Annotated in this window: 23 protein-coding genes; 17 read left to right on the top strand and 6 right to left on the bottom strand. The window is 69.3% G+C overall.

Features of this window, described 5'->3' with window-relative positions:
- Window positions 1–185: 185 nt before the first annotated feature.
- From OOJ91_RS31020 to OOJ91_RS30990, 7 genes are all read left to right on the top strand, one after another.
- On the top strand, window positions 186–1,727 hold the full coding sequence (locus OOJ91_RS31020) for a non-reducing end alpha-L-arabinofuranosidase family hydrolase (RefSeq protein WP_266250608.1): 1,542 nt from the start codon (window positions 186–188) through the stop codon (window positions 1,725–1,727).
- Between the two features lie 135 nt (window positions 1,728–1,862).
- The gene (locus OOJ91_RS31015) at window positions 1,863–2,222 is read left to right on the top strand and encodes a VOC family protein (protein ID WP_266250606.1); all 360 of its coding nucleotides are present in this window, start codon (window positions 1,863–1,865) and stop codon (window positions 2,220–2,222) included.
- 204 nt (window positions 2,223–2,426) lie between these two features.
- Window positions 2,427–4,247 carry an ABC transporter ATP-binding protein gene (locus tag OOJ91_RS31010; RefSeq protein ID WP_266250604.1) on the top strand — a complete coding sequence of 607 codons (1,821 nt, stop codon included), beginning with the start codon at window positions 2,427–2,429 and terminating at the stop codon, window positions 4,245–4,247.
- A gap of 5 nt (window positions 4,248–4,252) precedes the next feature.
- A complete protein-coding gene (locus OOJ91_RS31005; protein ID WP_266251505.1) occupies window positions 4,253–6,025 on the top strand; it encodes an ABC transporter ATP-binding protein in 1,773 nt (590 codons plus the stop codon).
- Between the two features lie 23 nt (window positions 6,026–6,048).
- Entirely contained in the window at window positions 6,049–7,284 is a 1,236-nt protein-coding gene (locus OOJ91_RS31000) for a glycosyltransferase (protein ID WP_266250602.1), read from the top strand.
- Window positions 7,285–7,332: 48 nt separating this feature from the next.
- Window positions 7,333–8,610: a glycosyltransferase gene (locus OOJ91_RS30995; RefSeq protein ID WP_266250600.1), complete on the top strand. Its 1,278-nt coding sequence runs from the start codon at window positions 7,333–7,335 to the stop codon at window positions 8,608–8,610.
- Window positions 8,607–9,428, top strand: coding sequence for a PIG-L deacetylase family protein (locus OOJ91_RS30990; protein ID WP_266250597.1), 822 nt, complete (start codon window positions 8,607–8,609; stop codon window positions 9,426–9,428). The genes OOJ91_RS30995 and OOJ91_RS30990 overlap by 4 nt, the downstream gene beginning before the upstream one ends.
- On the opposite strand, the gene OOJ91_RS30985 is transcribed toward OOJ91_RS30990, so the two are convergent.
- From OOJ91_RS30985 to OOJ91_RS30975, 3 genes are all read right to left on the bottom strand, one after another.
- Window positions 9,391–10,566, bottom strand: coding sequence for an RNA polymerase sigma factor (locus OOJ91_RS30985; protein ID WP_439117157.1), 1,176 nt, complete (start codon window positions 10,564–10,566; stop codon window positions 9,391–9,393). The two genes, OOJ91_RS30990 and OOJ91_RS30985, sit on opposite strands and share 38 nt — an antisense overlap.
- Window positions 10,567–10,639: 73 nt before the next feature.
- Window positions 10,640–10,996 (bottom strand): YciI family protein, encoded by a 357-nt coding sequence (locus OOJ91_RS30980; RefSeq protein WP_266250591.1) that lies wholly within the window; start codon window positions 10,994–10,996, stop codon window positions 10,640–10,642.
- A 146-nt stretch (window positions 10,997–11,142) separates the two neighbouring features.
- Window positions 11,143–11,901: an LLM class F420-dependent oxidoreductase gene (locus tag OOJ91_RS30975; protein WP_266250588.1), complete on the bottom strand. Its 759-nt coding sequence runs from the start codon at window positions 11,899–11,901 to the stop codon at window positions 11,143–11,145.
- A 235-nt stretch (window positions 11,902–12,136) separates the two neighbouring features.
- On the opposite strand from OOJ91_RS30975, the gene OOJ91_RS30970 reads away from it, so the two are divergent.
- On the top strand, window positions 12,137–13,375 hold the full coding sequence (locus OOJ91_RS30970; protein WP_266250586.1) for a cytochrome P450 family protein: 1,239 nt from the start codon (window positions 12,137–12,139) through the stop codon (window positions 13,373–13,375).
- Window positions 13,376–13,496: 121 nt separating this feature from the next.
- On the opposite strand, the gene OOJ91_RS30965 is transcribed toward OOJ91_RS30970, so the two are convergent.
- Window positions 13,497–14,237 (bottom strand): SDR family NAD(P)-dependent oxidoreductase, encoded by a 741-nt coding sequence (locus OOJ91_RS30965; protein WP_266250584.1) that lies wholly within the window; start codon window positions 14,235–14,237, stop codon window positions 13,497–13,499.
- A gap of 248 nt (window positions 14,238–14,485) precedes the next feature.
- Between OOJ91_RS30965 and OOJ91_RS30960 the strand changes: the two genes are divergently transcribed.
- Window positions 14,486–15,667 carry an acyl-CoA dehydrogenase gene (locus tag OOJ91_RS30960; protein ID WP_266250583.1) on the top strand — a complete coding sequence of 394 codons (1,182 nt, stop codon included), beginning with the start codon at window positions 14,486–14,488 and terminating at the stop codon, window positions 15,665–15,667.
- 214 nt (window positions 15,668–15,881) lie between these two features.
- Window positions 15,882–16,304, top strand: a complete 423-nt coding sequence (locus tag OOJ91_RS30955) for an SgcJ/EcaC family oxidoreductase (protein ID WP_266250582.1) — start codon at window positions 15,882–15,884, stop codon at window positions 16,302–16,304.
- A 569-nt stretch (window positions 16,305–16,873) separates the two neighbouring features.
- On the opposite strand, the gene OOJ91_RS30950 is transcribed toward OOJ91_RS30955, so the two are convergent.
- Window positions 16,874–17,539, bottom strand: coding sequence for a MerR family transcriptional regulator (locus OOJ91_RS30950; protein ID WP_266250579.1), 666 nt, complete (start codon window positions 17,537–17,539; stop codon window positions 16,874–16,876).
- A 914-nt stretch (window positions 17,540–18,453) separates the two neighbouring features.
- Here OOJ91_RS30950 and OOJ91_RS30945 point away from each other — a divergent pair.
- From OOJ91_RS30945 to OOJ91_RS30930, 4 genes are all read left to right on the top strand, one after another.
- The gene (locus tag OOJ91_RS30945; protein WP_266251504.1) at window positions 18,454–19,251 is read left to right on the top strand and encodes a helix-turn-helix domain-containing protein; all 798 of its coding nucleotides are present in this window, start codon (window positions 18,454–18,456) and stop codon (window positions 19,249–19,251) included.
- Between the two features lie 129 nt (window positions 19,252–19,380).
- On the top strand, window positions 19,381–20,436 hold the full coding sequence (locus OOJ91_RS30940) for a carboxymuconolactone decarboxylase family protein (protein ID WP_266250576.1): 1,056 nt from the start codon (window positions 19,381–19,383) through the stop codon (window positions 20,434–20,436).
- Between the two features lie 108 nt (window positions 20,437–20,544).
- Window positions 20,545–21,102 (top strand): hypothetical protein, encoded by a 558-nt coding sequence (locus OOJ91_RS30935; RefSeq protein ID WP_266250575.1) that lies wholly within the window; start codon window positions 20,545–20,547, stop codon window positions 21,100–21,102.
- Window positions 21,103–21,104: 2 nt separating this feature from the next.
- Window positions 21,105–21,638 (top strand): copper resistance CopC family protein, encoded by a 534-nt coding sequence (locus tag OOJ91_RS30930; RefSeq protein WP_266250573.1) that lies wholly within the window; start codon window positions 21,105–21,107, stop codon window positions 21,636–21,638.
- A gap of 67 nt (window positions 21,639–21,705) precedes the next feature.
- Here OOJ91_RS30930 and OOJ91_RS30925 read toward each other — a convergent pair whose 3' ends face one another.
- Window positions 21,706–22,866, bottom strand: coding sequence for an epoxide hydrolase family protein (locus OOJ91_RS30925; protein WP_266250570.1), 1,161 nt, complete (start codon window positions 22,864–22,866; stop codon window positions 21,706–21,708).
- A gap of 219 nt (window positions 22,867–23,085) precedes the next feature.
- Between OOJ91_RS30925 and OOJ91_RS30920 the strand changes: the two genes are divergently transcribed.
- Genes OOJ91_RS30920 through OOJ91_RS30910 form a run of 3 tightly spaced genes read left to right on the top strand, consistent with a single transcriptional unit; the run spans window position 23,086 to window position 26,729 of the window.
- Complete coding sequence (locus OOJ91_RS30920) at window positions 23,086–24,411, top strand: FAD-dependent oxidoreductase (RefSeq protein ID WP_266250567.1); 1,326 nt, start codon at window positions 23,086–23,088, stop codon at window positions 24,409–24,411.
- 32 nt (window positions 24,412–24,443) lie between these two features.
- Window positions 24,444–25,880 (top strand): MFS transporter, encoded by a 1,437-nt coding sequence (locus tag OOJ91_RS30915; protein WP_266250565.1) that lies wholly within the window; start codon window positions 24,444–24,446, stop codon window positions 25,878–25,880.
- A 39-nt stretch (window positions 25,881–25,919) separates the two neighbouring features.
- On the top strand, window positions 25,920–26,729 hold the full coding sequence (locus tag OOJ91_RS30910; RefSeq protein ID WP_266250563.1) for a TIGR03084 family metal-binding protein: 810 nt from the start codon (window positions 25,920–25,922) through the stop codon (window positions 26,727–26,729).
- The last annotated feature ends 120 nt before the right edge of the window (window positions 26,730–26,849 follow it).

Here is a 26,849-nt window from a genome sequence, read left to right as displayed (position 1 = left end):
GGTCAAGGACGGCGGCGGCTACGGCTTACGGGGCGGGCCTGCTCCGCCGACCTTGATTCAGACGTGCGTCCACAGCATGCAGGGGATCTTGTTAGCGCGAACATTCCCGACGCATGCACCCGGTCGCGTGTCGCGGTGCGCCCAGCTTCGGGTGACCGTTCGGCTTTTGGTGATTGAGGAGGATCATGTCTGCCTTTGGTAGGTCTCCGTCGACAGCACCGCCCGCGCGGCGGCGAGCGTGGTTGGTGCGAGCGGTCTCCGCGGGCGTGGCAGCGGTGGTGGTCGCCGGCGCCGCCGCGATGGCGGTGTCGTCACCCGCGGCCGCGGCGACAGTCGACACGAGTGCCTGGTACGTGTTGGTGAACCGCAACAGTGGCAAGGCCGTGGACGTGTACAACCTGGCCACGAACGACGGTGCGCGGATCACGCAGTGGACGCGTAACAACGGTAACCAGCAGCAGTGGCAGTTCGTGGACTCCGGGAGCGGTTACTACCGGATCAAGTCGAGGTTGTCGGGCAAGGTGCTGGATGTGTCCGGCCGTTCGACGGCCAACGGCGGGGCGATCGTGCAGTGGTCGGACAACAACGGCACGAACCAGCAGTTCCGGTTGACCGACTCGGACAGCGGGTACGTGCGGTTGATCAACCGCAACAGCAACAAGGCGATGGAGGTGCAGGGCGCCTCGACCGCCGATGGTGGCAACATCGTGCAGTACGACGACTGGAACGGCACCAACCAGCAGTGGCAACTCGTCCGCGTCGACGGCGGGGGCAACCCCACCACGCCACCGCCCACCACGCCACCCCCGGGCGGCACGTGTGATCTGCCGTCGTCGTACCGGTGGTCGTCGACAGGCGCGTTGGCGCAGCCGAAGTCCGGTTGGGTGTCGCTGAAGGACTTCACAGTCGCGCCGTACAACGGCCGGCAGCTGGTCTACGCCACCACCCACGACTTCGGCTCGTCGTGGGGCTCGATGAACTTCGGCCTGTTCACCAACTGGTCGGACATGGCCTCGGCCAGCCAGAACACGATGAACAGCGGCACCGTCGCACCCACCCTGTTCTACTTCGCCCCCCGCAACATCTGGGTCCTGGCCTACCAGTGGGGCGGCGCGGCGTTCTCCTACCGCACCTCCACCGACCCCACCAACCCCAACGGCTGGTCCGCCGCGCAGACCCTGTTCACCGGCAGCATCTCCGGCTCCGGCACCGGCCCCATCGACCAGACCCTCATCGCCGACAGCACCACCATGTACCTCTTCTTCGCCGGCGACAACGGCAAGATCTACCGCGCCAGCATGCCGATCGGGAACTTCCCCGGCAACTTCGGCAGCAGCTACACCACGGTCATGAGCGACTCCACGAACAACCTGTTCGAAGCCGTGCAGGTCTACAAGCTCCAGAACCAGAACCGCTACCTCATGCTCGTCGAGGCCATCGGCTCCCAGGGCCGCTACTTCCGCTCCTTCACCGCCACCAGCCTCGGCGGCACCTGGACCCCCCAGGCCGCCACCGAGAGCAACCCCTTCGCCGGCAAGGCCAACAGCGGCGCCACCTGGACCAACGACATCAGCCACGGCGAGCTGATCCGCACCAGCGCCGACCAGACCTTCACCGTCGACCCCTGCAACCTGCAACTGCTCTACCAGGGCCGATCCCCCTCCTCCAACGGCGTCGACTACGGCCTGCTGCCGTACCGCCCCGGCCTGCTCACCCTGCAACGCTGACGCTCCACCACCCCACGACCCGGGGCGGGCTCGGCACCACGCCGAACCCGCCCCGCGTCACGTACCGGGGCCGCCCGTTCTGTGCCAGGGTGGGTGATGCCATTGAACGCGCACCGCCTGAGACCATCCGTCGCCGTGTCCGACATCGCGCGGGCCGTCGCCTTCTACGAGGGCAGGCTGGGCCTGGTGGCGCTGCGGACCGCGCCGAGCGCCACCATCGCCGACGGCAGCCGCATCTACGCCTCAGGTGGAGGCCCGGCCCTCAACGTGTACCAGTCGGTCACCGCCGGGAAGACCCCGGCGACGCTTGCGACGTGGTACGTCGACGACATCGACGCGATCGTCGACGAGTTGTCCTCGGCCGGCATCGAGTTCGTCCGCTACGAGCAGATCGACCACGACCCGAAGGGGATCACCGAACGGGCCGGCGGTGGTCGTATCGCGTGGTTCCAGGACCCCGACGGCAACACCTTCGCCGTCGAGGCAGACGTCTGAGCTGCCTTCTTCCACCGTGCGGCGTTGCTCCGCCGCGCGTCCGCTCGCACCATGTTCCTCGATTGATTTCGGCCCTCGTGTCGATCTCGACCGCTCGACGTTCGTCGGAGAGGTGACAGCACCGGCGGTCGAGTAGGGAGATCGATGACCATGCGCAGCAGGCTGTGGGGACTGATATCCGCGCGTGCGAGCATCCTCCGCCTGATGCCCCGAGGGGGTTTCGGCCTCCTCGGCGCGCTCCTGCTGCTCAACCTGCTCCTCGCCGCGCTGCCCATCGCGTTCGTCATCACGTCCAGCCTGGTGCTGGGCAAGGTGCCGGGGGCCGTCGACGGTGGCCTCGGCTCGACGGCGTGGCAGGAGCTGGTGCCTGTCTTCGCGGTGGCGGCCGGCATCTTCGTGTTGCAGCAGGTGTTGGCCCCGGCCCAGCTCTCGCTGGGTGAGCTGCTGGCGCGGCGGATCGACGGCACAGTGGTGGACGACGTGATGCGGGCGTCGACGCGCAGCACCGGCGTCGCCCCGATGGAGGACCAGGCAGTCCTCGCCGACCTGCGCTACGCCGCCCGCGAGCTGGAGCACGGCCTCCAGATGTGGGGGCCGGGCAGCGCCTGCGCCGGCACCCTGGCGCTGATCGCGCGGTACGGCCAACTGGTCGGCTTCACGGCCATCATCGGTGTCGTCTACTCCTGGTGGGCGGCCCTGGCGGTGGCCGTGACCGTGCTGTGGTTCCGTAACGTGCAGCGCGGCGGTCTGCGTCGCTACGCCCACGCCCGGTTCAGCCTCATGCCTCAGCAGAACAAGGTGGAGTACGTCCGCAACCTTGCCGTGCAGGCGCCGGCCGGCAAGGAGATCCGGGTCTTCGGTCTGGCGAACTGGATGGACGGCGAGATGCAGTCGTCCTACCGCTCGTGGTTCGCGCCGCTGTGGGCGGCGCGGCGGCGCGTCTACCTGTGGCCCGGTGTGTGGTCAACCGGGTTCAGCCTGATCGCCTGCGGGGCGATCTTCGCGACGATCGGGGCCACCGCGATCAGCACGCTGACGCTCACCGAGTTCGTCCTGATCATGCAGGCGGCGTTGGGCGCCATCCGGCTGTCGGTGTTCTACCCGGAGGCCGACCTGGAGACCGCGATCGGCACCGAGACCCACCGGGCGGTTCGACGGTTCTCCGAGCACATCGACAGGTACACCGTGTTGGAGCCGGCCGGCTCCGGCGACCCGGCGCCGGCGCCGGTCAGTGAGATCCACTTCGATGACGTGTCGTTCCACTACCCCGGTCAGGATCGGCCGGTGCTCGACGGCCTGGACCTGCGAATCCCGGTGGGCAGTTGCACAGCGATCGTCGGGCTCAACGGCGCGGGCAAGACGACAGTGGTGAAGCTGCTCGCGCGGCTCTACGAGCCGGACAGCGGCGCCGTACGTCTCGACGGCGTCGACATCCGCACCTTCGAGCTGTCGGAGTGGCGGGCCCGGCTCGCCGTGATCTTTCAGGACTACCTGCGTTACGAGTTCTCCGCCGCGGACAACGTGGCATTCGGGGCGGTGGGCTCGGCGGACGATCGGGACGGGGTCCGCGAGGCCGTGGCCGCCATGGGCCTGACCGAGGTGCTGACCTCGCTGCCCCGCGGCCTGGACACGCCGCTGGCCGCGCACGTCACCGGCGGCGCCGAGCTGTCCGGCGGCCAGTGGCAGCGGTTGGCGCTGGCGCGGGCCCTGTTCGCGCTGCGGCACGGCGCGTCGGTCGTCGTGCTCGACGAACCGACAGCGAGCCTCGACGTACGCGCCGAGGCGCAGTTCTTCGACCAGTTCGCGGCGCTCACGCAGGGCGCGACCACGTTGCTCATCTCCCACCGTTTCTCGACGGTCCGCCACGCCGACAAGATCGTGGTGCTACACGACGGCCGGGTCAGCGAGGAGGGCTCCCACGACGAGCTGCTGGCGCGCAACGGGCGCTACGCCGAGCTGTTCAGGTTGCAGGCCAACCGTTTCGCCGACAACACCGATTCGGACCGGGACGAGGTGCTGCTGTGAGGGTCATGTTCTCCGGCGTCGGAAAGCTGCTGTCCGCGGCATGGCGGATCGACGCGCGCAAGACTGTGGTCGCCACCTTCCTCATGCTGGCCCTGGCCGCGTCGGCAGCCCTGCTCGCCGTCGCGCTCGGAATGATGACTGACGCGGTCATCGGCGGGCGCGCGACGGAGGCCGGTGTGCTGGGCGCGGTGGTGGCCCTGCTCGCCATCCTGGCGCAGTCCTCCGGCCAGTTCGCCATGGTCGCGTACTTCGAGCTGTCCGAACTGATCGAACTGGACCTGCACCGGGAGCTGCTGGCAGTCTCCAACGGCTCGGAGGGGATCGGCCACCACGAGCGCCCCGAGCAGGCCGACGAGCTCACCGTCCTGGTCCAGGACAGCGGGCAGTTCCGCAGCAGCATGGAGTCGCTGTTCCAGGCGGCGACGATGGTGCTGGCGGTCGTCCTGGGCGCGGCGATCCTGGCGTGGCAGAGCCCGTTGCTGTTGTTGCTCCCGGTGGCGGCGGCCGTGCCGTTGTTCACCGGCAGGCTGGCGGAGAGCGCCCTGGAGCGGGCCAAGACGGCTGTCGCCGAGCCGACCCGCGTGGCGCTCAACCTCTTCCAGGCCACGACCACCGCCCGCTACGCCGGCGAGCTGCGGGTGTTCGGCGTGGAGAAGGAGCTACGGCAGCGGTACGCGAGCCTGTGGCGGAGCGCCACCCGTGGCCTCTACGGCGCGCACCTCAAGGCGATGGCGCTCCGTGCGGCGGGTCAGGTCGTCTTCGGTCTCGCGTACGTCGGAGCGGTGTTGCTCGTCGTGCGCAACGCGATAGCCGGGCAGCAGAGCGTCGGCGAGGTGGTCCTGGTCATCGTGCTGGCCACCCAGGTCAACCAGCAGGTGACCGGCGCCGTGACACAGTTGCAGCAACTGCAACGCCTCGCCAACACCTATCTGCGGCTGGGGCGGCTGCGCGACGCGGTCGCCGGTGCCGGGTCCTCCGCCGACCAGCCCGTCCCGGACCGGCTGGTCACCGGGATCACCTTCGAGAACGTGAGCTTCAACTACCCGAGCGCCGATCGGCCGACGCTGCGCGATGTCAACCTGAACCTGGCCGCGGGCAGCACGGTGGCGATCGTCGGTGAGAACGGCGCCGGCAAGACGACACTGGTCAAGCTGCTGTGCGGCTTCTACCAGCCCACTGCCGGCCGGATCCTCGTCGACGGTGTCGACCTGCGACGGCTGCCCGTCGAGCGGTGGCGCGAGCGGATGGCCGCCGGCTTCCAGGACTTCGTGCGGTACGAGATCCGGGCGCTCGAAGCCGTAGGTGTCGGTGACGTGGCGCGGGTGTCGGACGAGGCCGCGGTCCACGAGGCGTTGGTGAAGGCGCACTCCACAGACGTTCTGCGTGCCCTGCCGGACGGCTTGTCCACCCAGCTCGGCACGTCGTACGCCGATGGCGCCGAGTTGTCCGGCGGGCAGTGGCAGAAGCTCGCCCTGGGGCGGGCGCTCATGCGCGACGACCCGATGCTGCTGCTGCTCGACGAACCCACGTCGGCCCTCGATCCGCAGGCCGAACACGAGCTGTTCGAGCGCTACGCCGAACACGCGAGACGCACCAGCGCGCAGACCGGGGCGGTCACGGTGTTGATCTCGCATCGCTTCTCCACGGCACGGATGGCAGACAAGATCATCGTGGTCGGCGACGGGCAACTGCTCGAGGTCGGCGACCACGACACCCTGATGCGCGCCGGCGGCTCCTACGCCGAGATGTTCGCCATCCAGGCCAAGGCGTACAGCTGACCGACCACACGAGGGAGAGAGACATGGGCCACCGGATCCGCGTGTCCGTCATCATCGCGACCTACAACCAGGCCGACCTGCTGGCCGACACACTGCGCTACCTCGTCCGGCAGACGATTCCCACCACCGAGTTCGAGGTGATCGTCGGCGATGACGGGTCGACCGATCACACCGCCGAGGTGGCGCGGTCCTTCGCCGACACCCTCCAGGTCAAGTACGTCTTCCAGGAGGACAGGGGGTTCCGCGCCGCCGCCGCGCGCAACGCCGCGGCCCGGCTCGCCGCCGGCGCGCTGCTGATCACTCTCGACACCGGGTCGATGGTCGGTCCGGACTTCCTCGCCGCGCACCTGGCCGCCCACGAGAGCGGCGAGTCCCGACGGGCGGTGATCGGCCTCAGTTACGGCTACAACCCCGAGGTGCCGACGGCGCGGGTGGACGAGCTGCTCGCGCAGATGCTCCCGGAGACCGCGGTGCAGCGGTTCCGCGACCTGCCCGAATTCCAGGACGTCCGCCAGTCCTACTTCGCCGACTGCGAGATGGACCTGAGCAGGAGGTTGGTGGCCTGGCAGGCATTCTGGACGCTCAACGCGTCGGTGCGGACCGACGACTTTCGCCGGGTCGGCGGCTTCGAGGAGAAGTTCGAGGGCTGGGGCGGCGAGGACATGGAGCTGGCGCTTCGGCTACAGCGCGCCGGCCTGACGATCGAGGTCGCCCCGGACGCATGGGTTCTGGTGGCGCCGCACGAGCGCGACCACAAGGCCAACTTCGACGCGCTCTTCGTGAACATGCGGATGTTCCTGAGCAAGTTCCCGGAACCGGTGGTCGAGCTGGGGCTGGGCGTGATGCTCGACAAGGGGGAGTTCTGGGCCTGGGAGCAGTCGTACCGGGAGCTTCTCGACTGGCGGAAGCAGGCCGGCGACCTGAGCGTCTCCGACGAGATCGCCAAGGCCCTGGCGGACGTGCCGGCCGACGAGTCGGTCGCCGTCATCGGATGCGGCGCCGAGCTGCCCGAGTCGGTGACCGGCGCGATCCTCGTCGACTTCGACGACCAGCTCCTCGACCGTGCCGTGCGCTCTGGCGACCACAGCGGCTACCACGCCGTCGGGGTGCACACGCTGCTGGCCGACGACAGTGTCGACACGGTGGTCATCACCTCCCGGATGGCCGGCCTGTGGGGCACCTGGAGCGCGGAGGTCCTGGCCGAGGCCGACCGGATCGGCCGTCGGACCATCTCGTACGCCGGCCCGGCCGCCTCGTGAACCCGTAGGCCAGTTCGGAGGGCTGAACCGACCATGCGAAGGAGAACCATGCGCCACCGGCGGCGGGCATCCGTCATCATCGCGACCTACAACCAGGCCGACCTGCTGTCGGAGACCCTTCGGCAGCTCACCCGTCAGACGATTCCCACCGATGACTTCGAGGTGGTCGTCGGCGACGACGGATCGACCGACCACACCGCCGACGTCGTGGGCTCCTACGCCGACCTGTTGCACATCACGTACTTCCGTCAGGAGGACCGCGGGTTCCGGGTCGCGTCCGCGCGCAACGGCGCGGCCCGGTTGGCGGTCGGCGCGCTGCTTGTCATTCTCGACACCGGGTCGATGGTCGGTCCGGATTTCCTCGCCGCGCACCTGGCCGCCCACGAGGGCGGCGAGTCGCGGCGGGCGGTGGTGGGGCCCAGCTACGGGTACAACCCCGACGTGCCGATGGCGGGGGTCGACGAGCTCCTCGCGCAGCTACCTCCCGAGTTGGTGGTGCAGCGCTACCGCCACCTGCCGGAGTTCCAGGACGTGCGTCAGCCCTACTTCGTCGGCTGCGGGATGGATCTGACGAGGCGGTCGATCCCCTGGAAGGCGTTCTGGACCGGAAACTGTTCGATCCGGATGGACGACTTCCGCCTGGTCGGCGCCTTCGAGGAGCGGTTCCAGGGCTGGGGTGGCGAGGACATGGAGCTGGGGTTCCGGCTGCACCGCGCCGGCCTGACGATCGAACTCGCGGCCCAGGCGTGGGCTGTCGTCGCGCCGCACGACCGTGACCACAAGGCCAATTTCGACGAGCTGTTCGCGAACATGCGGGTGTTCCTCGACAAGTACCCCGAGCCCGCGGTCGAGATGGGTCTGGCCGTGATGGTGGACAAGGGGGAGTTCTGGCAGTGGGAGCCGATGTACGTGGAGCTCCTCGACTGGCAGCAGCGGGCGCGGGGCCTGAGCGTCGCAGACGAGATCGCCCGCGCCCTGGTGGACGTTCCCGACGACGAGGCGGTCACCATCATCGGGTGCGGCGGTGAGCTGCCCGCGTCGGTGACCGGCGCGACACTCGTCGACTTCGATCACGAACTCCTCGACCGTGCCGTGCGTTCGGGGGACCACAGCGGCTACCACGCCCTCGGGCTGTACACGCCGCTGAGCGACGACAGTGCCGGCACGGTAGTCGTCACCTCCCGGATGGCAGGCATCTGGGACACCTGGGGGATGCAGATCCTCGCGGAGGCCAGCCGGGTCGGCCGCCGGACGATCTCGTACGCCGACCCGGTGGTGCCTACCGCACATTCGCAGGAAACCCCATTCGAAGGGAGAGCCGCATGACAACCCTTGTGGTGTCGCCGCATCTCGATGACGCGGTGCTGTCTTACGGCGGCCACCTCGTCCAGTTGGTCGACGCTGGCGAACACGTCGTCGTCTACACGGTGTTCGCCGGGAGCCCCGAGCCGCCGTACTCGCCGATCGCGACCACCTTCCACGACCAGTGGGCGATCGTCGGTGATCCCGTGGTGGCGCGACGCGAGGAGAACGTCGCGGCCCTCGCCGCGCTCGGCATCGACCCGCCGTACCTGTGCGGTCCGTTCCTCGACGCGATCTACCGCAGGTACGCGCAGGGCGGCTGGGTGATCGACGACGAGAACCCGATGGACCACCACGCCGACGACGAGGACGATCTGGTCGCGACCATAGCCGCCGACATCGAGCGGGTGATCGGTGAGTTCTCCGCCGACCGGGTCGTCACGTGCGCGGCGGTCGGCAATCACGTCGACCACCGCCGCACCCGTGACGCAGTCCTCGCCGCGGTCGCCAGGACCGATTCGCCGCTGTCACTCTGGGACGACTTCCCCTACCTCGCGTGGCCCGGAGTCAACGTCATGCCGGCGCTGCCGCCGGGCGTACGCGTGTCGGAGCCGGTGGCCGTCGCCATGAGTGACAGCGACTGGGCCCGCAAACTTCGCGCGGTCGGCGCATACGCCAGCCAGATCGCGATGCTGGAGAGTGGTGGCCAGACCATGAGCGAGCAGTACGCCGACGACTGCGCGAACCGCCGCGGCCACCACGGCGTCGACGGTTTCTACGAGACCGTCCGTGCGGTGCTGACACTCACAGATTCCGCTCCACTTCGGTCAAGCGCTCGCTGAGGAACGCGCGCTCGACGTCGTTGTCGGTCAGGGTCAGCGCCTCCTCGTAGGCCGTCCGGGCCTGCGACCACTGCCCCAACTGGCGCAGGAAGTCGGCCCGGGCGGCACTGAGGTATCCGTAGGTGGCCAGGGCCGGATCGGCGAGCAGGGGATTCAGCGCGTCGAGGCCGGCCCGAGGGCCGTCGCGGAGCCCGATCGCGACGGCCCGGTTGAGATCCACCACGGGCGAGGGCCAGAGCCGGAACAGGGCGTCGTAGAGGGCGACGATCTGGGCCCAGTCGGTGTCCCGCCAGCTCGGCGCCTCGGCGTGCAGGGCGGCTATCGCGGCCTCCAGGGCGTACCGCGTCGGTGGCCGCCGGCGCAGCGCGTCGGTCACCAACGACCGGCCCTCGGCGATGAGCTGCCGGTCCCAGCGCGAGCGATCCTGCTCGGACAGCAGCACCAGGCGTCCATCGGCGGACCTGCGGGTGTCCTGGCGCGAGGCGTTGAGCAGCAGCAGCGCGAGAAGCGCGCTGATCTCGGCGTTCGTCGGCATGAGCAGATGCAGCATGCGGGCCAGGCTGATCGCGCTGTCCACCAGATCCTGGCGGACCAACTGCGCGCCGAGCGGCGCCGTGTGGCCGGTGGTGAAGATCAGATGGACGACCTCCAGGACGGCGCTCACCCGCTCCTCGAGCTGGTCCGGGCCCGGCACCCGATACGGGATGCGGGCCGCGGCGATCTTCTTCTTGGCCCGGGTGATCCGGGCCGCCATGGTGGCCGGCTGCACGAGGAACGCGCGGGCCACCTCGGGCGTGGACAGCCCGCAGACCAGGCGCAGCGTCAGGGCGACCTGCGCCTCCCGGGCCAGTGCGGGGTGCGAGCAGGTGAAGATGAGGCGCAGTCGGTCGTCGACCAGGCCGTCCTCGGGCCCTGGCGTGGTCTCGTCGGCGACGAGCAGCGGCATCTTGCGACGGAACACCGACTCGCGGCGCAGGACGTCGCGGGCCCGGTTGCGGGCGATGGTGGTCAACCAGGCACCCGGTCGATCGGGGACGCCGGTCTCCGTCCAGGTCTCCAGGGCCTGTGCGAACGCGTCCTGCGTGCACTCCTCGGCGAGGTCGAGGTCCCGGGTCAGATGGGCCGTGGTGCTGAACACCTGGGCCCAGTCGCGGCGGTGCGCCTGGGCGACCGCCGCGACCACCTCGTCCTTCATCCGTGGGTCGGCCACGTCAGCCGTGGTCGACCACCGGGCGGATCTCCACACCGCTGTGCGAAGCGTGCACCTCGGGAAGCAGCGTCGCCATCGACAGGACCTCGTCCAGGTCGGTCGCCTCGATCAGGTAGTAGCCGCCGAGCGCCTCCTTGGTCTCCAGGAACGGGCCGTCGGTCGTCTGGATCTGGCCGGCCGAGTCCGAGCGCAGCGTGGTGGCCGTGGGCGCCATCTCCAGCTGCTGGCCGTCGATGATCTGCGTGCCGGCCTTGGCGACGAACGACTCGTGTGCCGCGTCGTGCGCCTTCCACTGCTCGTCGGTCATCGCGTCCCACTGCTGGGCGTCGCCGTAGATGAGGATCATGTACTTGGCCATGTCTCATGTCCTGTCGTGTGCCGGCCCCCTGGGTGGTGGCCTCTACATTACGACGGGTCGCGCGGGCGGTAGATCGACAGCGGCGACGAAAATCTGGGCCCGGGCGGCTCGGCACGTGTCCTTCGGCGACCTGCCGGCTGACCGGTTCAGTCGCTGGCGTGTGCGAGCAGGCGGTCAAGGGGTTCCAGGTCGAACGGGGTGTCCAGGCCCAGGATGATGTGGGTGGCACCGGCCTTGAGGTAGGCGTCGACATCGTCCACCTCCGCCGTCTCGATCATCGTGGTGCGCTCGATCTCGGCGGGATCACGGCCCTGCTCGGCGCACCAGCGGTCGAGGACGGCGCTCTTGTGGGCGAAGCGCTCCGCCGAACCGAAGTCGTTCCACATGTCCGCGTACCGGGCGACGATGCGCAGGGTCACCTTCTCGCCGCCGCCGCCGACCAGCAGGGGCACCCGCGATGCCGACGGGACCAGCGCGGCCAGGCGGGAGCGTACGGTCCGCACGCCGTCCTCAAGCGCCCGCAGCCGCTCCGGGGCGCTGTCGAACCGGTAGCCGAACTCGGTGTAGTCCCGCTCGAACCAACCGGCGCCAAGCCCCAGGATCAGCCGACCGTCGCTGATCTGGTCGACAGTGCCCGCCATGGCCGCGAGCAGGTTGGGGTTGCGGTAGCTGTTGCACGTCACGAGCGAGCCGAACCGGGCGCGGCGGGTGTCGGCGGCGAGCGCCGCCAGGGTGGTCCAGCACTCGTAGTGCGCGCCGTCCGGGTCGCCGTACAGCGGATAGAAGTGGTCCCAGGTCCAGACGGTGTCCACACCGAGCTCGTCCGCCGCACGCCAACTCTCGCGTAGCTGGGCCATCTCACAGTGCTGCGGCTTGAAGAGCACCCCGACCTTGAATCGAGCCATGACCGTCTCCTCTGGGTTTACGCGTTATCGAGTCGAGGATGCCCGGGACAGCTCCGCAAAACCTCTTCAGAATTGCTGTTCCGCTGCCAGAAAGGCACGTGTGGAGTGGATTTACGCGCTCGGCAATCGAGAAGAAAAATGGAACCCGAGAGGTCATTAGGTTCAGCGGCAGATACCGCTCTTCGCACCACCGGATCCCTGCCCGGTGCCGTGCACCGAACCATGGAGGCCCGCGATGGGTAAATGCCCGATCATGCTCGACCCTGAGGGACGTGACATTCATGCCGAAGCCGCTCGGATCCGCGCCGAGGGTCCGGTCACCCTCGTCGAGGTTCCCGGTGGCTACCGCGCCTGGTGCGTCACGACGTACGACGTTGGCAAGAAGCTCCTGTCCGGCGACCAGCTCTCCAAGAACGCCAAGGAGGACTGGCCCCCGTTCGTCCGTGGCGAGGTGCCACACGACTGGGAGCTGATCACCTGGGTGGCGATGGACAACCTGACCGTCCGCGACGGCACCGACCACGACCGCCTACGCAGGCTCGTGTCGCACGCCTTCGCGCCGCGCGAGGTCGAGCAGGCCCGCCCGCGCGTCGCGTCGATCGTGCAGCGGCTGCTGGACGACATGGAGGCCAACACCCGGCCGGGCGAGACGGTCGACATCAAGGGCCAGTTCACGTACGCGCTCACCGCCACGCTCATCTGCGACCTCTTCGGTGTGCCGGAGGAGGTGCGAGAGGAGGCCCTCAAGGGCACCAAGCAGAACAGCCTGACCAACCACACAGGCGAGATGGCGGCGGCGAACCTCGACCAGTGGCACGACGCCATGTCCAAGCTCGCCGCGCGCCGCCGTCAGGACCCGGGAGACGACCTCACAAGCGTCCTGATCGCCGCGAACGAGGACGGCGAGACGCTCTCCAACGAGGAGCTGATCGGCAGCCTGCACGTCCTGCTCGGCGCGGGCTCGGAGACGTTGAGCAACGTGTTGGCCCACTGCATCATCGACCTGAGCACCCACCGGGACCAGTTGGAGCTGATCCGCTCCGGGCAGTACACCTGGATGGACGCCTTCGACGAGGCGGTCCGCAAGGACGCCGCTGTCGCCCAACTGCCCTTCCGCTACGCGAAGGAGGACATCGACATCGCCGGCGTCCACATCACCAAGGGCGACCTGGTCCTGATCGCGTACGCCGGGATCGGCCGGGACCCGGCGCTGCACGGCGACACCGCCAACGACTTCGACATCACCCGCCCGGACAAGACCAACCTGTCGTTCGGCCACGGCGAGCACTACTGCCTCGGCCGGCCGCTGGCCACGATGCAGTCGATGGTGGCCCTGCCGGCCCTCTTCGAGCGCTTCCCCGACCTGACCCTGGCCGTGCCGCGCGAGGAGCTGCCCCCGCAGGGCTCGTTCATCATGAACGGCTACGACCGGGTGCCGATGTACCTCACCGCAGCGGTCCCCGCGGTCGCCTGAGCCCCGTGCCGACAGTCATGGCGGTGGCCACCACGATGGGGGCCACCGCCATGCGTACGTCGTGCTGCTCCGCTGGCGACGACCGGTCCGGCGGCCGGCGGAGCTTCTCCTCTGCGCGGGCTCAGGGCAGGCGCGTCAGGCCGGCGCCGGACAGCAGGTGCACGGCGCCGGGCGGATTCGCTTCGCCGCCGAGCCGCAGGAAGGCCGCGCCCGCCGCCTCCGGCGTCAGCACCGGGCGCATGGGCTCGACGAACGTCTCGGGCGTGACGCCGGCGCGCTCGGCGTACGCGTCGACCGCCGCCCGGCCGAGGCCGGTTTCCGGTGTGAGCTGCGGCAGCACCGTGTGGAACGTGATGCCCAGCCCGGCACGCGCGGCCTCCTGTGCCGCGTAGTCGGCGAGGAAGCGTACGGTCGCCTTGCCTCCGGCGTAGCCGCCGCTGAGCACGGACCCCTTCAGCGCGGCGCCGCTGCTTGTCACGATGACCCGGCTGCCGGGTGCCAGGGGCTGCCGCAGCACCTCGCGCAGCCAGAGGAACGCGATGCGCACGTCGGTGTTCCAGGGGGTGGAGAACGTCTCCCAGGTCTGCTCGCTCAGCGGACGCAGCTCGGGTGACGCGCCGGCCACCAGGGCGAGGACGTCAGGGGGGTTCCGACGGAGCACGTCGAGGCTGGCCGGGTCGGTGGCGTCCGCGTCGACCAGATTCAGGGTGCCGTGCCCCTCGGCCAGGGCGGTCAGCGGCGCGGTGTCCCGCGACAGCGCCGTCACCGTCGCGCCGGCCCCCAGGAACGCCTCGGTCACCCCTCGGCCGAGGCCACGGCTCGCGCCGACGACGAGTACCTTCCGATCGGACCAGAAACTCATGTCGTCCACCATTCATGATGCCGTTGGTCAATTGGTCTCCGTAAAGTTACGATCCCGGCCGAGCCCGATCTTCTTTCAGAATGCGCGGTTGTGTGCGTCGCCCCGGAATGCCTTTTCCGGCCGACGCCCAGGGGTTAACGTGACTTCCTGAATTCCCGGCAACGACCTTCAGCGCTTCATGCAGCCGCCCGTTTGCGCCATCCGCTTCCCGGCGGGGGCACGATGGGGCCGTACCAGGAGGAGACCCCGTGCAGACAACCGAGACGTCACACCGAACCGATCTGACGAAGAGGGCCGCCGACATTGTCCCGGTGCTCCGGAAGAACTCGTTGTGGCAGGAGGAGAACCGCCGGCTCGCCGACGAGAGTGTCGAGGCGATGACGGCTGCCGGAATCTTCCGCATGCGCACAGCGGCGCGCTTCGGCGGGTACGAGGCGGACGCCCACACACTGCTGGACGTCGGGATCGAGCTGGGGCGCGGCGACGGCGCCGCGGCGTTCGACGTCGCCGCCTGGTGGATCACCTCGTGGAACGTCGGCCTGTTCCCGGACGAGGTGCAGGACGAGATCTTCGCCGATCCGGACGCCCGCATCAGTGGGACGCTGGCGCTCAACGGCACCGGAGTCCCCAAGGACGGCGGCATCGTCGTCAACGGTCAGTGGGCGTTCAACAGCGGCGCCGCGCACAGCGGGTGGAAGCTGCTCTCCACCCTGCTCATCCCGTCCGACGGCGAGCCCGAGCCGGTGATGGCCGTGGTGCCGATGAGCGCGCTGCGCATCGTGGACGACTGGCACGTGTCCGCGCTCTCCGGCACCGGCAGCGTCACGGCCGTCGCGGAGGACGTCTTCGTGCCCGGGGCCAACGTCATGCGGATCGCCGCGTTCACCGCCGGTGAGTACGCGTCCGTGCGCAACGCCGATCTGCCGATCTTCCAGTCGCCACTTGTCGCGGCTGTCGCGGCGTCGACTTCCGGCAAGATGATCGGCATGGCGCGTGCCGCCGAGGAGCAGTTCTACGCCCGCATCAACGAACGGCCCATCTCCAACACCAACTACGAGCGCCAGGCGGACGCGCCGATCACGCACCTGCAGGCGGCCGACGCCGCCCTCAAGATCGACGAGGCCGAGGGGCACGCGCGCAGGCTCGCCACGCTCGTGGACGAGCGCGGACTGACACGGGAGCCGTGGACGATCCGCGATCGGGCGTACGCCAGGGCTGTGGCCGGTCGTGTGCCGCAGTTGACCGCCGAGGCGGTCGACATCCTGGCCGGCGCCTGTGGCGCGTCGTCGATCTACACGCGGGAGCCGATCCAGCGGATCCGGCGCGACGTCCGCGCGGTCACCCTGCACGCCCTGCACCTGCCGACGACCACGATGGAGCTCTACGGCCGGGTGCTGTGCGGCTTGGAGCCCAACACGTTCTTCATCTGAACGGTCCACCCGCGCGCGGATGTCCACCGAGGTCCGGTGGGCATCCGCGCGTACGTGCACGGATGTTCCCGGCGGCCCGGTCCGGGCCGCCGGCACTTCTCGGACGTTGCGCCCCACCGACCCGGCGCACGCTGGAAGACGCCAGGACAGGGCGGATCCGGCCACGATTGTCATCAGTTGCCATCGATTGACGACCGACGGAAGTGGGTAGCAGATGACCACCAACACCGAAGCTCCGGTCCTGGACGGATCGGACCAGGCCGCGATCGGCGGGGTGTCCGCCCGGATGGTGAAGGCCTGGGCGGCACACGACGCGGACGCCTTCGCCGACCTGTTCGCCGAGGACGGCACGCTCATCCTGCCGGGCGTGTACGTGAAGGGCCGTACGGCCATTCGCGACTACATGGCGGACGCCTACCAGGGCGTCTACGCAGGCACGACCGTCACCGGGAAGCCGATCGACGTCAAGCCCCTCGGGTCCGGTGCGGTCGCGTTGTTGACTGTCGGCGGCGTGATCGCCGCCGGGAGCAGCGAGCTGGCCTCCGCGGACGCCATCCGGGCCTCCTGGATCCTCGTGAAGCGGGACGACGCCTGGGTGCTCGCGGTCTACCAGAACTGCCCGCGTGACCCAGCCTGAGCAGTAGTCAGTTCTGAGGGCCGGCCAGGTGGCCGGCCCTCACGCGTCAGCGTCACCGGCGCCGCGGTCACCGCGCACTGCCAGGGACGACCACACCGAAACCTCGTGCGCGCCTCCACGCTCGCGGTGACCGGCTCCGGGCTCGCGTTTGGTGGTTCGCGGGTGCGGCTCGTGTCCTGCGACCCGTGGGCCCGGCGACCGGCCCGGGGCCTGTGGCTCGCGGGCGCCTCCCGGCTCATGGCTGAATGTCCACTGCGGTGGCCGCAGCCAGCGCGCGTGGCGCCCGGACCAGCGCTCGTGGCCCGCGGCGACCGGTTCAGGGCCCATGCTCGCGCCTCGCGCCTCGCGCCTCGCGCCTCGCGCCTCGCGCCTCGCGCCTCGCGCCTCGCGCCTCGGGCCTCGGGCCTCGCGGCTCGCGGCTCAGGGCTTGCGGCTCAGGGCTTGCGGCTTGGGGCTTGCGGCTTGGGGCTTGGGGCTTGGGGCTTACGGCTCGGGGCTTGCGGCTCGGGGCTTGCGGCTTGGGGCTTGCGGCGAGCGGGCAGGCGGGCGGCGCCTCGGCTCCGGCGGTGTCAGGAGCGGTCGCTGTCGTCCGCCGTCCCCTGGCTCGCTGGCACGAGGCCGAATCGGCGGGACAGGTGATGCTGCTGCCCAAGCTGGCGCATCGCCGCGAAGGCCTGGTGTAGCAGGACGTTGCGTGCGAGTGCCTCGATGCGCGCGGTGCGGTCGTTCGCGATCCGACTGACCTCGTGCCGGGCGAGCCGGTCGGCCGCCTCCCGGTAGACGTCGAGGAAGTCCGGATCGCAGTCGCAGCCCAGACGCCGCATCGCGGCGAGTGCGAGGGTCAGGTGTGACCGGGCGGCGGCGTCAGGATTGACCTCCCAGCCGGACGCATCGATGATGCGGTTCGCGTCGGCACGGGCCAGCTCAAGGCTCTCGTCCTCCTCGACGGGGGTGTCCTTGCTCGCCATGGACACCTCGTTGAGCACCTCGAACAGCTCGATCGACGACAGGTGTTCCTCCTCGGCGGCGATCAGGAGCCGCCGTACCGACGTGAGATCGAGTTCGCCGATGGAGGTGAATATCTTGATCAGCCGAAGACGTCGCAGGTGATTTTTATTGTAAAGCGCCTGGTTGCGTCCTGTGGGTTCGCCGGGTGGGAGTAGTCGTTCGCGCAGGTAGAACTTGATCGTCCCGACCGGCACACCGGATTGCCGGCTCAGGTCAGATATTCGCATCGTGGCTCCCCGTGATCAACGTTTCAGGCCCATGGATCGCGACCGCTCGTGCTAGCTGCGGCTGCGCCGCGGAAATGACGCGGTGGTTGCGGCGTCGCTGCCGGCGGAGGTCGTCGTGGCTGCCCTGGGCTGGTGTGGATCGAGAAGCACGGGTGATCGGCTCCTTCCGAGCGTGGTGCCGGATGCGCAATCGAGGGGCTGATGGTTGCGCCGTCCGATAGGAGACTAGGAGACTCGGACATACTTCGGCAACCCTCAATTACCACACAAGCACTGTTAGTAACCAGAGCTGGTCACCCAATCACGTCCGTCAGTGGCCGGTGAACGGATGACGGTGACCTCGCCCGCGAGCCGCCGCCGTTGTCGCGGTTGATCGCACAAATAGAAGTGTCCGCCGCGAAAGCCCTGGCTGAGACACGTATCGGGGACCGCGACGCCATGCTGATCACGTATCTGGCCGGCGTCGTCGACGGGTAACGCCGGGGGGGATCGATGACGGCCAAGGGGCCCGGCCGACCTGCTGGCAGGTCACCGACGTTCGTCGCCGGCAACTCTCGCGGAACTGGATCCGTACGCTCCGAACAGCGCGAACGATGATCAATTCTAGGTGCGTGCCGACGGTTTGAGGCCGCCCTGGCGGGCCTGGACCCGTCGACCACAAGGTGTGCATATACCGGTGATACACGCTATCCATATCCAGTAGCGCCAATACCCGCTGCTTCTCCACGATTGCGTCGCGCGCTCACGCAGGGTTGATTGCCGACGGGCCGTCCGATAGTGTTGCCATAAGTCGGGAGATCATCCGACGTAAATAACCGCACTGTTCCGGCTTATATATCCATTTGTCAGATGGGTGCGCGTATCTGACTGCCACGAGTTGGATAATTCAGCGGAACAGCACCTGGGGGAGTGTCATGAAAGACGTTTCCGAGCAAGCGGTGCTGCGCGCAGTCGCAGCGATGCACGACCGCATGGGCGAGCAGTTGACTGTCGATGACATGGCCCGTGCCGCAATGTTCAGCAAATTTCACTTCACTCGGATCTTTCGACGGGTGACAGGTGTGTCACCAGCCCGCTTCCTTTCGGCGCTGCGCCTGCAGCGGGCGAAGGACCTGCTCATCACCACGTCGATGAACGTCGCGGACATCAGCGTCCGCGTGGGCTACAACAGCGTCGGTACGTTCAGTTGGCGGTTCAGTCGCAGCGTCGGCATGTCACCGACCGCGTTCCGTCGACACGCCGGCTACACACAGTCTATCCATCCGCACTTCGAGTGGCGTCCCGGGCGATCGCCGAGCGGCCAGGTGTCGTGCCAGGTTCGTCTCGCCGAAGACGACGACCATCAGCTTATTTTCGTCGGTCTGTTCAGCGGTCGCATCCCGGAGGGACGCCCGGCGCGGTGCGCAGTTCTGCAGCAACCGGGCTGGGTCCATTTCGACGCGGTTCCCCTGGGCTCCTGGTACCTGTTGGCCCAGTCGGTGTCGGCCGAGTCGGACGGTGCCGACGTTGCCGATCGCGCCGTGTCGGTGGCGACGTACGGCCCGCTCACCGTCCGCGCCGACTCGAAGGTCACCGCGGACATGGTGCTGCGGCGCAGCAGCGCACTGGATCCGCCGGTGCTGCTCGCCCTGCTCGACGCCCGAAAGTACGCGCTGAGCCGGGACCAGCACGGAGGGACCGCGGTGCGGGACCGGGTGGCCGCGGCCGCCTGAGTGAGTCGCCCCGGCCCGCAGCCCGGACACAGCGAGAGCAGTCGGCGAATCTGACGCGGGAGGGTTCTGATGGTCGCGAGAAGGGTTGCTTCCTCGGTCGCTCGGAAGCACGTGAATTTTCTGACCGTCGTGCCTGCCACGACGGCGCGTGGACTCGTGGCGGCGGTGTATCGCCAGGTCGCCGAGGAATATCAGATCGTGGTGCCTCCTGCGTTGTTGCACTCGCCGTCCGACGACGTCCTGGCCGCGTACTGGGCCATCACCCGGGAGCCGCTGTTGCCGGCCGGTGCGGTGGACCGCGCCGTGAAGGAAGCGGTCGCGGCAACGGTGTCGGTGGCCAACACCTGTCCCTACTGCGCCGATCTGCACGTGGCGGGCCTCTTCGAACTCTCCGGTGAGCGCGACGCGGAGGCGATCGCCGCGGACCGGCCTGACGAGATCGCCGACGTCCGAACGCGCCGCTTCGTGGAGTGGGCCCGCGGCGCACACCGTGCCGACGGGCCGCCGCTGCCACCCGAGGTGTCCGAAGTGGAACGCGCGGAGCTGGTCGGGGTCGTGGTGGGCTTCCATTACCTGAGCCGCGTGGTCAACGTCTTCCTCGCCAGCTCGCTGCTGCCGCAGGGCGTTGGCCCGCGCGCGCGGCGCCGGCTCAATCAAGGGCTGGGCCGGGTGCTCCGGCCCACCCTACGAGGCCAGCACGTCGCCGGCCGGGCCACCCGCCTCCTCGACGCCGCGCCACCGACCTCGGACGTCAGCTGGGCCTCGGGCAGCCCACGGATCGCGGACGCGATGGCACGCTCCTACCGCGTCTTCGAGGCTGCCGGGCAGCGCTCGCTCGACCCCGCGGTCCGCCGCCTCGTACTGACCCGGCTCGACGGGTGGGCCGGGGAGGACGCCGGTCTCAGCACCCGCTGGTGCGAGGAGCTGATCGAGCCGCTGCCCGCACCGCAGCGGGTGGCGGCACGCCTCGCGCTGCTCACCGCGTTCGCCTCCTATCGGGTCGGCCCCGAGGTCGTCGAGGATTTCCGCCGCCACCACCCGGCGGACGCCACGCTTGTCGACGTGGCCGCCTGGGCCAGCTTCGCCGCGGCCCGTCGGGTCGGTGTCCGGCAGAGCGCACACGAGGAGAAGAACGACGGACGTCTCTGGCGTGACAATGGCGCTGTCGTGCCTCGCGAGTCCTGAAGGCGCGAGCGAGGTGCCAACGTCGGTGGGAACCAGTGTCGTTTCTCGTCGGCCCCGTGCTGCGGCGATGTGGCGCGTGAATCGAACCCCGCGGAATAGGAGAACCGAATGGTGGTCGCACCGGTTCGCACCCTCAACCACGCCTATCACCGGGCAGCGCTCGGTGGCTTCCTGGCAATCACGCTCGCGCACTGGGCCGAACACCTGGTCCAGGCGTACCAGATCTGGGTGCTCGGCTGGGCCCGCCCGCAGGCGCGGGGCGTGCTCGGGCAGTTCTTTCCGTGGCTGGTGACCTCGGAATGGATGCACTACGGGTACGCCCTGGTCATGTTGGTCGGTCTGTTCCTGCTCCGCCCCGGCTTCGTCGGCCGGGCCCGGACCTGGTGGACGGTCGCCCTGGTGATCCAGTTCTGGCACCACATCGAGCACTTCCTGCTGCTGTTGCAGGCGCAACTGCACAGCAACTTCTTCGGCGCGGCGGTGCCGACAAGCGTCCTGCAACTGATCTATCCGCGAGTCGAACTGCACCTGTTCTACAACTCGGTGGTGTTCCTGCCGATGATCATCGGGATGTATCTGCACCTGCGCCCGAACGATCGGGAGCTGGAGCAGACGCACTGCAACTGCGTGCAGACGCAGTCGCATCCCAGCGTCGTACCGGCCTGACCGTGTCTCGTCGGACCCGCCTGCTCATCGCCGCCGTGCTGGTCCTGCTGCCGCTGGGTTGGCTCGTCGCGGTCACCGGCCGCGCGCCGGCGGTACGCCTCATGGGCAGCTCGCCCGCCGACGCGCAGAGCCTGACGACCGCACCTGGCGAGGCACGACTGACCCTGTCGGCGGCCGCCGACCCCGCGCTGTCGCACCTCTCGGTCGTCGACAGCGCGGGGCGGCGGGTGGACTCCGGTGCCGTGACCGCCGGGCCTGGCGACATCCTGCGCGTGCCCGTGCGCATCGACGCCACCGGCACGTACACGGTCGTCTACCACGTCATCGGCGTCTCCGGCGGGCAGACCAGCGGCGTCATCCGCTTCGCCGTCGGCACGCGGGCGTCCGGCGCCGCGGACGTGGACGCCGGGCACGAGCACGAGCACGGCGTCGACGGGCTCAGCGCGGTACTGCTCCTGATCAATCTCGTCACGGTGGTCGTCCTGGCGATCCTGCTTGTCCGCCGACCAGCGCCCCGCCGCGCACCTCCGCGCTAGCGCCTGCCGACAAGCCGCACGACGAGGGCCCCGGATGCCGAGACATCCGGGGCCCTCGTCGTGCGGTTCAGCTCCGCAGGGTCGCGATGAACGAGCGCAGGTCACCGACCAGTAGGTCGGGCTGCTCCATGGCGGCGAAGTGGCCACCCCGCTCGAACTCGGTCCACTGCACGATGTTCGGGAAGCCGCGCTCGGCGAAGCGCCGGACCGGCTGCCCGGGGTCGCGGGGGAAGATCGCCACGCCCAGGGGCACCGGCAGGGGCGGCGGGGGCGGTGGGGGAGTCTTGGCGATGGGTAGCAGCTCGGCGTTGTCGTAGTAGAAGTGGGCCGACGACGCGCCGGCGCCGGTCAGCCAGTACAGCATCACGTTGGTGAGGATCCGGTCACGGTCGATCGCCTCCTCGGGGACCTTTGTCGAGTCGCTCCACTCGTGCAGCTTCTCGACGATCCAGGCGAGCTGACCCACTGGCGAGTCGTTCAGGGCGTACGCCAGGGTCTGCGGCCGGGTGGCCTGGATCTTCATGTACCCGGACTGGTCGTCGACGTAGTTCATCAGCAGTCCCAGTCGGCCTCCCTCGACCTCGGTCAGTCCGGCCAGGTCGGCGGGGTCGCCGGAGGGCGGCGTCGGCAGGAAGTTCACGTGCGCGCCGATGACGTGCTCGTGGTCGAGGCCCGCCAGCACCAGGCTGATCCAGGCGCCGAAGTCGCCGCCCTGGACGACGTACCGCTGGTAGCCCAGGCCGGCCATCAGCTCCGCCCAGGCGGCGGCGACCCGCGGCATGGTCCAGCCCGGACCGCTTGGCGCCCCGGAGAACCCGAAGCCGGGAATGGTGGGGATGACCAGGTGGCAGGCCGTCGCCGGGTCGCCACCGTGTGCGCGCGGGTCGGTGAGCGGGCCGATGATGTCGACGAACTCGGCGAAGGAACCGGGCCAGCCGTGCGTGATGATCACGGGGGTGGCGTCCGGCTCGGGGGAGCGGACGTGCAGGAAGTGCACGTTGGTGCCGCCGACCTCGGTGGTGAACTGCGAGAAGGAGTTGAGCCGGCGCTCGGCGGCACGCCAGTCGTAACCGGTTCGCCAGTACTCCACCAGCTCGCGCAGGTAGCTCGCCGGCACGCCCCGGCTCCAGTCCTCAGTGGGCGAGTCGGCAGGCCAGCGCGTGTCGGCGAGACGGCGGCGCAGATCGTCCACGTCGGCCTGCGGAATGTCGATCCGGAACGGTTTCATGCGGCAATCCTCACTCGATGAGGGAACGGAACGCTATTCCTCGCGACAGGGGACATCGCGGCGGCGTCCGCAGACCATGCTAGCGATGCGGAGATGGGCCGGAAAGACTTGCGGAATCCCTTTTCGCACAGAGCATTCTGGAAGAAGAATTGACTCTTCCGGTCGATACCATAACTGGCAACAATTGATTTCTTGTCCCAATCCAGGAGGCTGACGATAATGGGCGTTCCGCTGATTGAGCATGCGGTGGTCCTCGGCGGCAGCGTCGCCGGATCACTGGCGGCCCGGGTCTTGTCTCCGGCCTGCGAGAGGGTCACCGTCGTCGATCGCGACGACCTCTTCGGGCCGGTCGAGCCCCGCCAGGCGGCACCGCAGGGTCACCACATCCACGCTCTGCTCGCCCGCGGCCAGCAGATCCTGGAGGAGCTGTTCCCGGGTTTCACCGACGAGCTGGTGGCCGGCGGGGTGCCGATCGGCGACTTCGGCACCAGCCTCAGTTGGTACTTCAACGGCCAGATGATCCGTAAGGCCGAGACCGGATTGGTGTGTGTCGCCAGTGGACGCCCGCTGCTCGAATCGCGTGTACGCGCCCGCGTTCGGGCTCTCGGCAACGTCACCTATCGGGAGCGCACCGACATCGTGGGCCTGGTCGCGTCGCCGGACCGGCAGCGGATAGCCGGTGTCCGCGTGCAGGGGCGTGCGCCGGGCGCACCCGAGGAGGTCCTCGACGCCGATCTGGTCGTCGACACCACAGGGCGTGGCTCGCGGACCCCGCTCTGGCTGGAGGAGCTGGGCTACCAGCGGGTGCCCGAGGAGCGGGTCAAGATGGACCTGACGTACACCACTATGGACTTTCACGGTCCGCTGTCGTTCGACCCGATCGGCGAGGACATCGCGCTGCTCCCGGTCGCCACCCCGGCGCAGCCGCGCGGCGCCATCTTCGCCCGGATGCCCGACCGGTACGCCGTCTCGCTTACCGGCATCCTGGGCGACCGGCCGCCGACCGACCACGATGGATTCCTGGCGTACGTGCAGTCCCTGCCCGTACCGGAGATCTACAAGGCGGTCCGCGACGCCGAGCCGATGGGGAAGGCGGCTTCTTTCCGGTTCCCGGCGAGCATCCGTCGGCGCTACGATCGGCTGGCGCGGACGCCGGATGGGCTGATCGTCCTCGGTGACGCCGCGTGTGTCTTCAATCCCGTCTACGGCCAGGGCATGACGGTGGCGGCGATGTCCGCCCGATTGCTTGGCGAGCACGTGCGTTCCGGTCCGCCGACGCCGCGGGCCTTCTTCCGCGACCTGTCTCGGCTCATCGACGCGCCGTGGGACATGTCAGCCGGAGCCGATCTCGGCTTCCCCGGTGTGGTGGGCCGACGGACGGCGAAGGTGCGGATGGGCAATGTCTACATCCCCCGCCTGCAGGCGGCAGCGGCCCACGACGGCGTGCTGACGACTGCCTTCCTGCGCTCCGCGGGCCTGGTCGATCCGCCGCAGGCGCTCATGCGCCCCGCAATCATCTCCCGCGTGCTGCGCTCGCGGCGCTGACCCCTCCAGCTATCGAGACGAAGGACAGCGACATGGACACAGCTCAGCTCGCCGGCACCGTAGCGCCGCCGGACTCGCGCCGATGGTGGGCGCTCGTCCTGCTGTGCACCGCGAACTTCATGGTCATTCTCGACACGCAGATCGTCATCCTGGCGCTGCCGACGATCGGCACCGAGCTCCAGTTGACCCCCAGCGCGGCCCAGTGGGTGCTCAGCGCCAACCTCGTCACCTTCGGTGGCCTGCTGCTGCTCGGTGGCCGAGCCGCCGACCTGCTCGGGCGTCGCCGGATGTTCTTCGTCGGCACGGTGCTGTTCCTGCTGGTCTCGCTGGCCTCGGGCTTCGCGTGGAACGGTGAGGTGCTAATCACCGCCCGGGCCGTGCACGGCCTCTCGGCGGCCCTGATGGCGCCGACCGCGCTCTCGATCCTCACCAGCATGTTCCCCGAGGGCCGCGAGCGGCATCTCGCCCTGGCCGGCTGGGCCGGCATCGCCGGTGTCGGCGCGACAGTGGGTCTGCTCATCGGCGGCTGGCTCACCAGCAGCTTCGGCTGGCCCGCCGTCTTCTTCGTCAACGTGCCGGTGGCGCTTCTGATGCTGGCCCTCATCCCGGTTCTGCTGCGCGAGAGCCGGGACCTGAACGCCAGGCGCACGTACGATGTCGCGGGCGCCGTGACGAGCACCGCGGCGCTGGTTCTCGTGATCTACGCCCTCGTGAGCGCGCCGTCGGAGGGCTGGCTCAGCGTCCAGACCCTGGGCACCGCCGCCGCGGCGATCGTGCTGGCCGGAGTGTTCGTCGCCATCGAGGCGCGGTCCAGCGAGCCCCTGCTGCCGCTGCGGCTGCTGCGCTCGCCGACGCTTGTCGGCGGCAACCTGGTCATGGTCACCATGATCATGTGTGCCTTCGGGATGTCGGTGACCATCGCCCAGTACACCCAGGGCCCGCTCGGGGACACCGCTCTGGAATCCGGCATCCGGCAGTCGATCATGCCACTGATGGCGTTGGTCGGCTCGTACGCCGGGCAGTCGTTCATCACGCGGTACGGCTTCCGGCCGGTGGCGGCGATCTGCCTCGTCCTGCTCGGGGCCGGCAGCCTGCTGCTGGCGCAGGCCGTGGCGTCCGGTGGGTCGTCCGTCGGGCTGTTCATTGGCCTGTTCGTCTTCGGCACCGGCCTGGGACTCGGCACGGTCGCGGCCTCGGCGGCCGCTCTCGCCGGTGTCGCCGAAACCGATCTCGGCCTCGCGTCGGGGATGAACACCGCCTCCCAGCAGATCGGCGGCGGTCTGGGGATCGCCATCGTGTCGACGGTGCTCGTCTCCTTCTCGACCGACGCCGCGCCGGCGGCGGGCTTCCGCCCCGCGTTCATCACCTGCGCGATCTTCACAGCCGTCGGGCTCGTCATCGCCATCGCCCTGCTGGGCGGACGCCGGCAGGCGGCTCCCGTCGATCTCGCGACCGTCCCTCGGCACTGACCGAGCCGTCCGGACGCCATCGAACTGAGAGGCAGAACCGTGACCGAACAACAGCATCCCAGGGTGATCGCCGATCTGGCCGCCGACGGCGACGATCTCGACCGTCTGGTCGGCGACCTCGACGTGGCCGCGTGGGCGTTGCCGACCCCCGCGCCCGGCTGGACCGTCGCCCACCAGATCGCCCACCTGGCGGCCACCTTCCGGATGGCCGGGCTGGCGGCAGCCGACCCCGAACAGTTCGTCGCCATGACGGGACGGCTGGGCGCCGACTTCAACGCCAACGTCACCGCGGCACTGTCCGGCTACCTCGCCGAGGAGCCCGCCGAGTTGTTGCGGCGCTGGCGTGACGAGCGGGCGTGGGCCGAGAAATCGCTGGGCGCCCTGCCGATGAACCAGCTCGTCCCATGGTTGGTACGCCCGCTGCCGGCGGCGGTGCTGGCCATGGCCGGGATGATGGAACTCTTCGCCCATGGCCAGGACATCGCCGACGCCCTCGGCGTCCGGCGCACGTTCACCGACCGGATCGGCCAGATCGTGGGTTTCGCGGTCCGAACCTGGGACTTCGGTTACCAGGCGCGCGGCCTCGAAACCCCGGACGTCGAGTTCCGCTTCGAGATCACCGCCCCGTCGGGCGCGCTGTGGGAGTTCGGCCCCGAAGACTCGCCGGAGCGCGTCACCGGGCCCGCGGAGGACTTCTGTCTCCTGGTCACCCGCCGCCGACACCGCGACGATCTCGCGGTCCGTGCCCAGGGGGAGATCGCCACGCACTGGTTGGAGATCGCCCAGGCATATCGGGGCCCCGCCGGCCCCGGCCGGGAGTCGGGTCAGTTCGCGGATCGGGCCAACTGATCCGGGTGTCGTCGCCGGGTGGACCCCACCCGGCGGCGACACCCGTCAGGTGCCGATGATCCCGCTCCGCGCCGATCGCACTGTCGACGCGGAGCGGGATTTCACGCCTGCGGCCACCAC

The sequence above is a fragment of the Micromonospora lupini genome (genome assembly GCF_026342015.1).
In the GTDB taxonomy this organism is placed as follows: Bacteria; Actinomycetota; Actinomycetes; order Mycobacteriales; family Micromonosporaceae; genus Micromonospora; species Micromonospora lupini_B.
The sequence above is the reverse complement of the archived record's forward strand: the minus strand, read 5'-3'. Positions and strand labels throughout refer to the sequence as shown.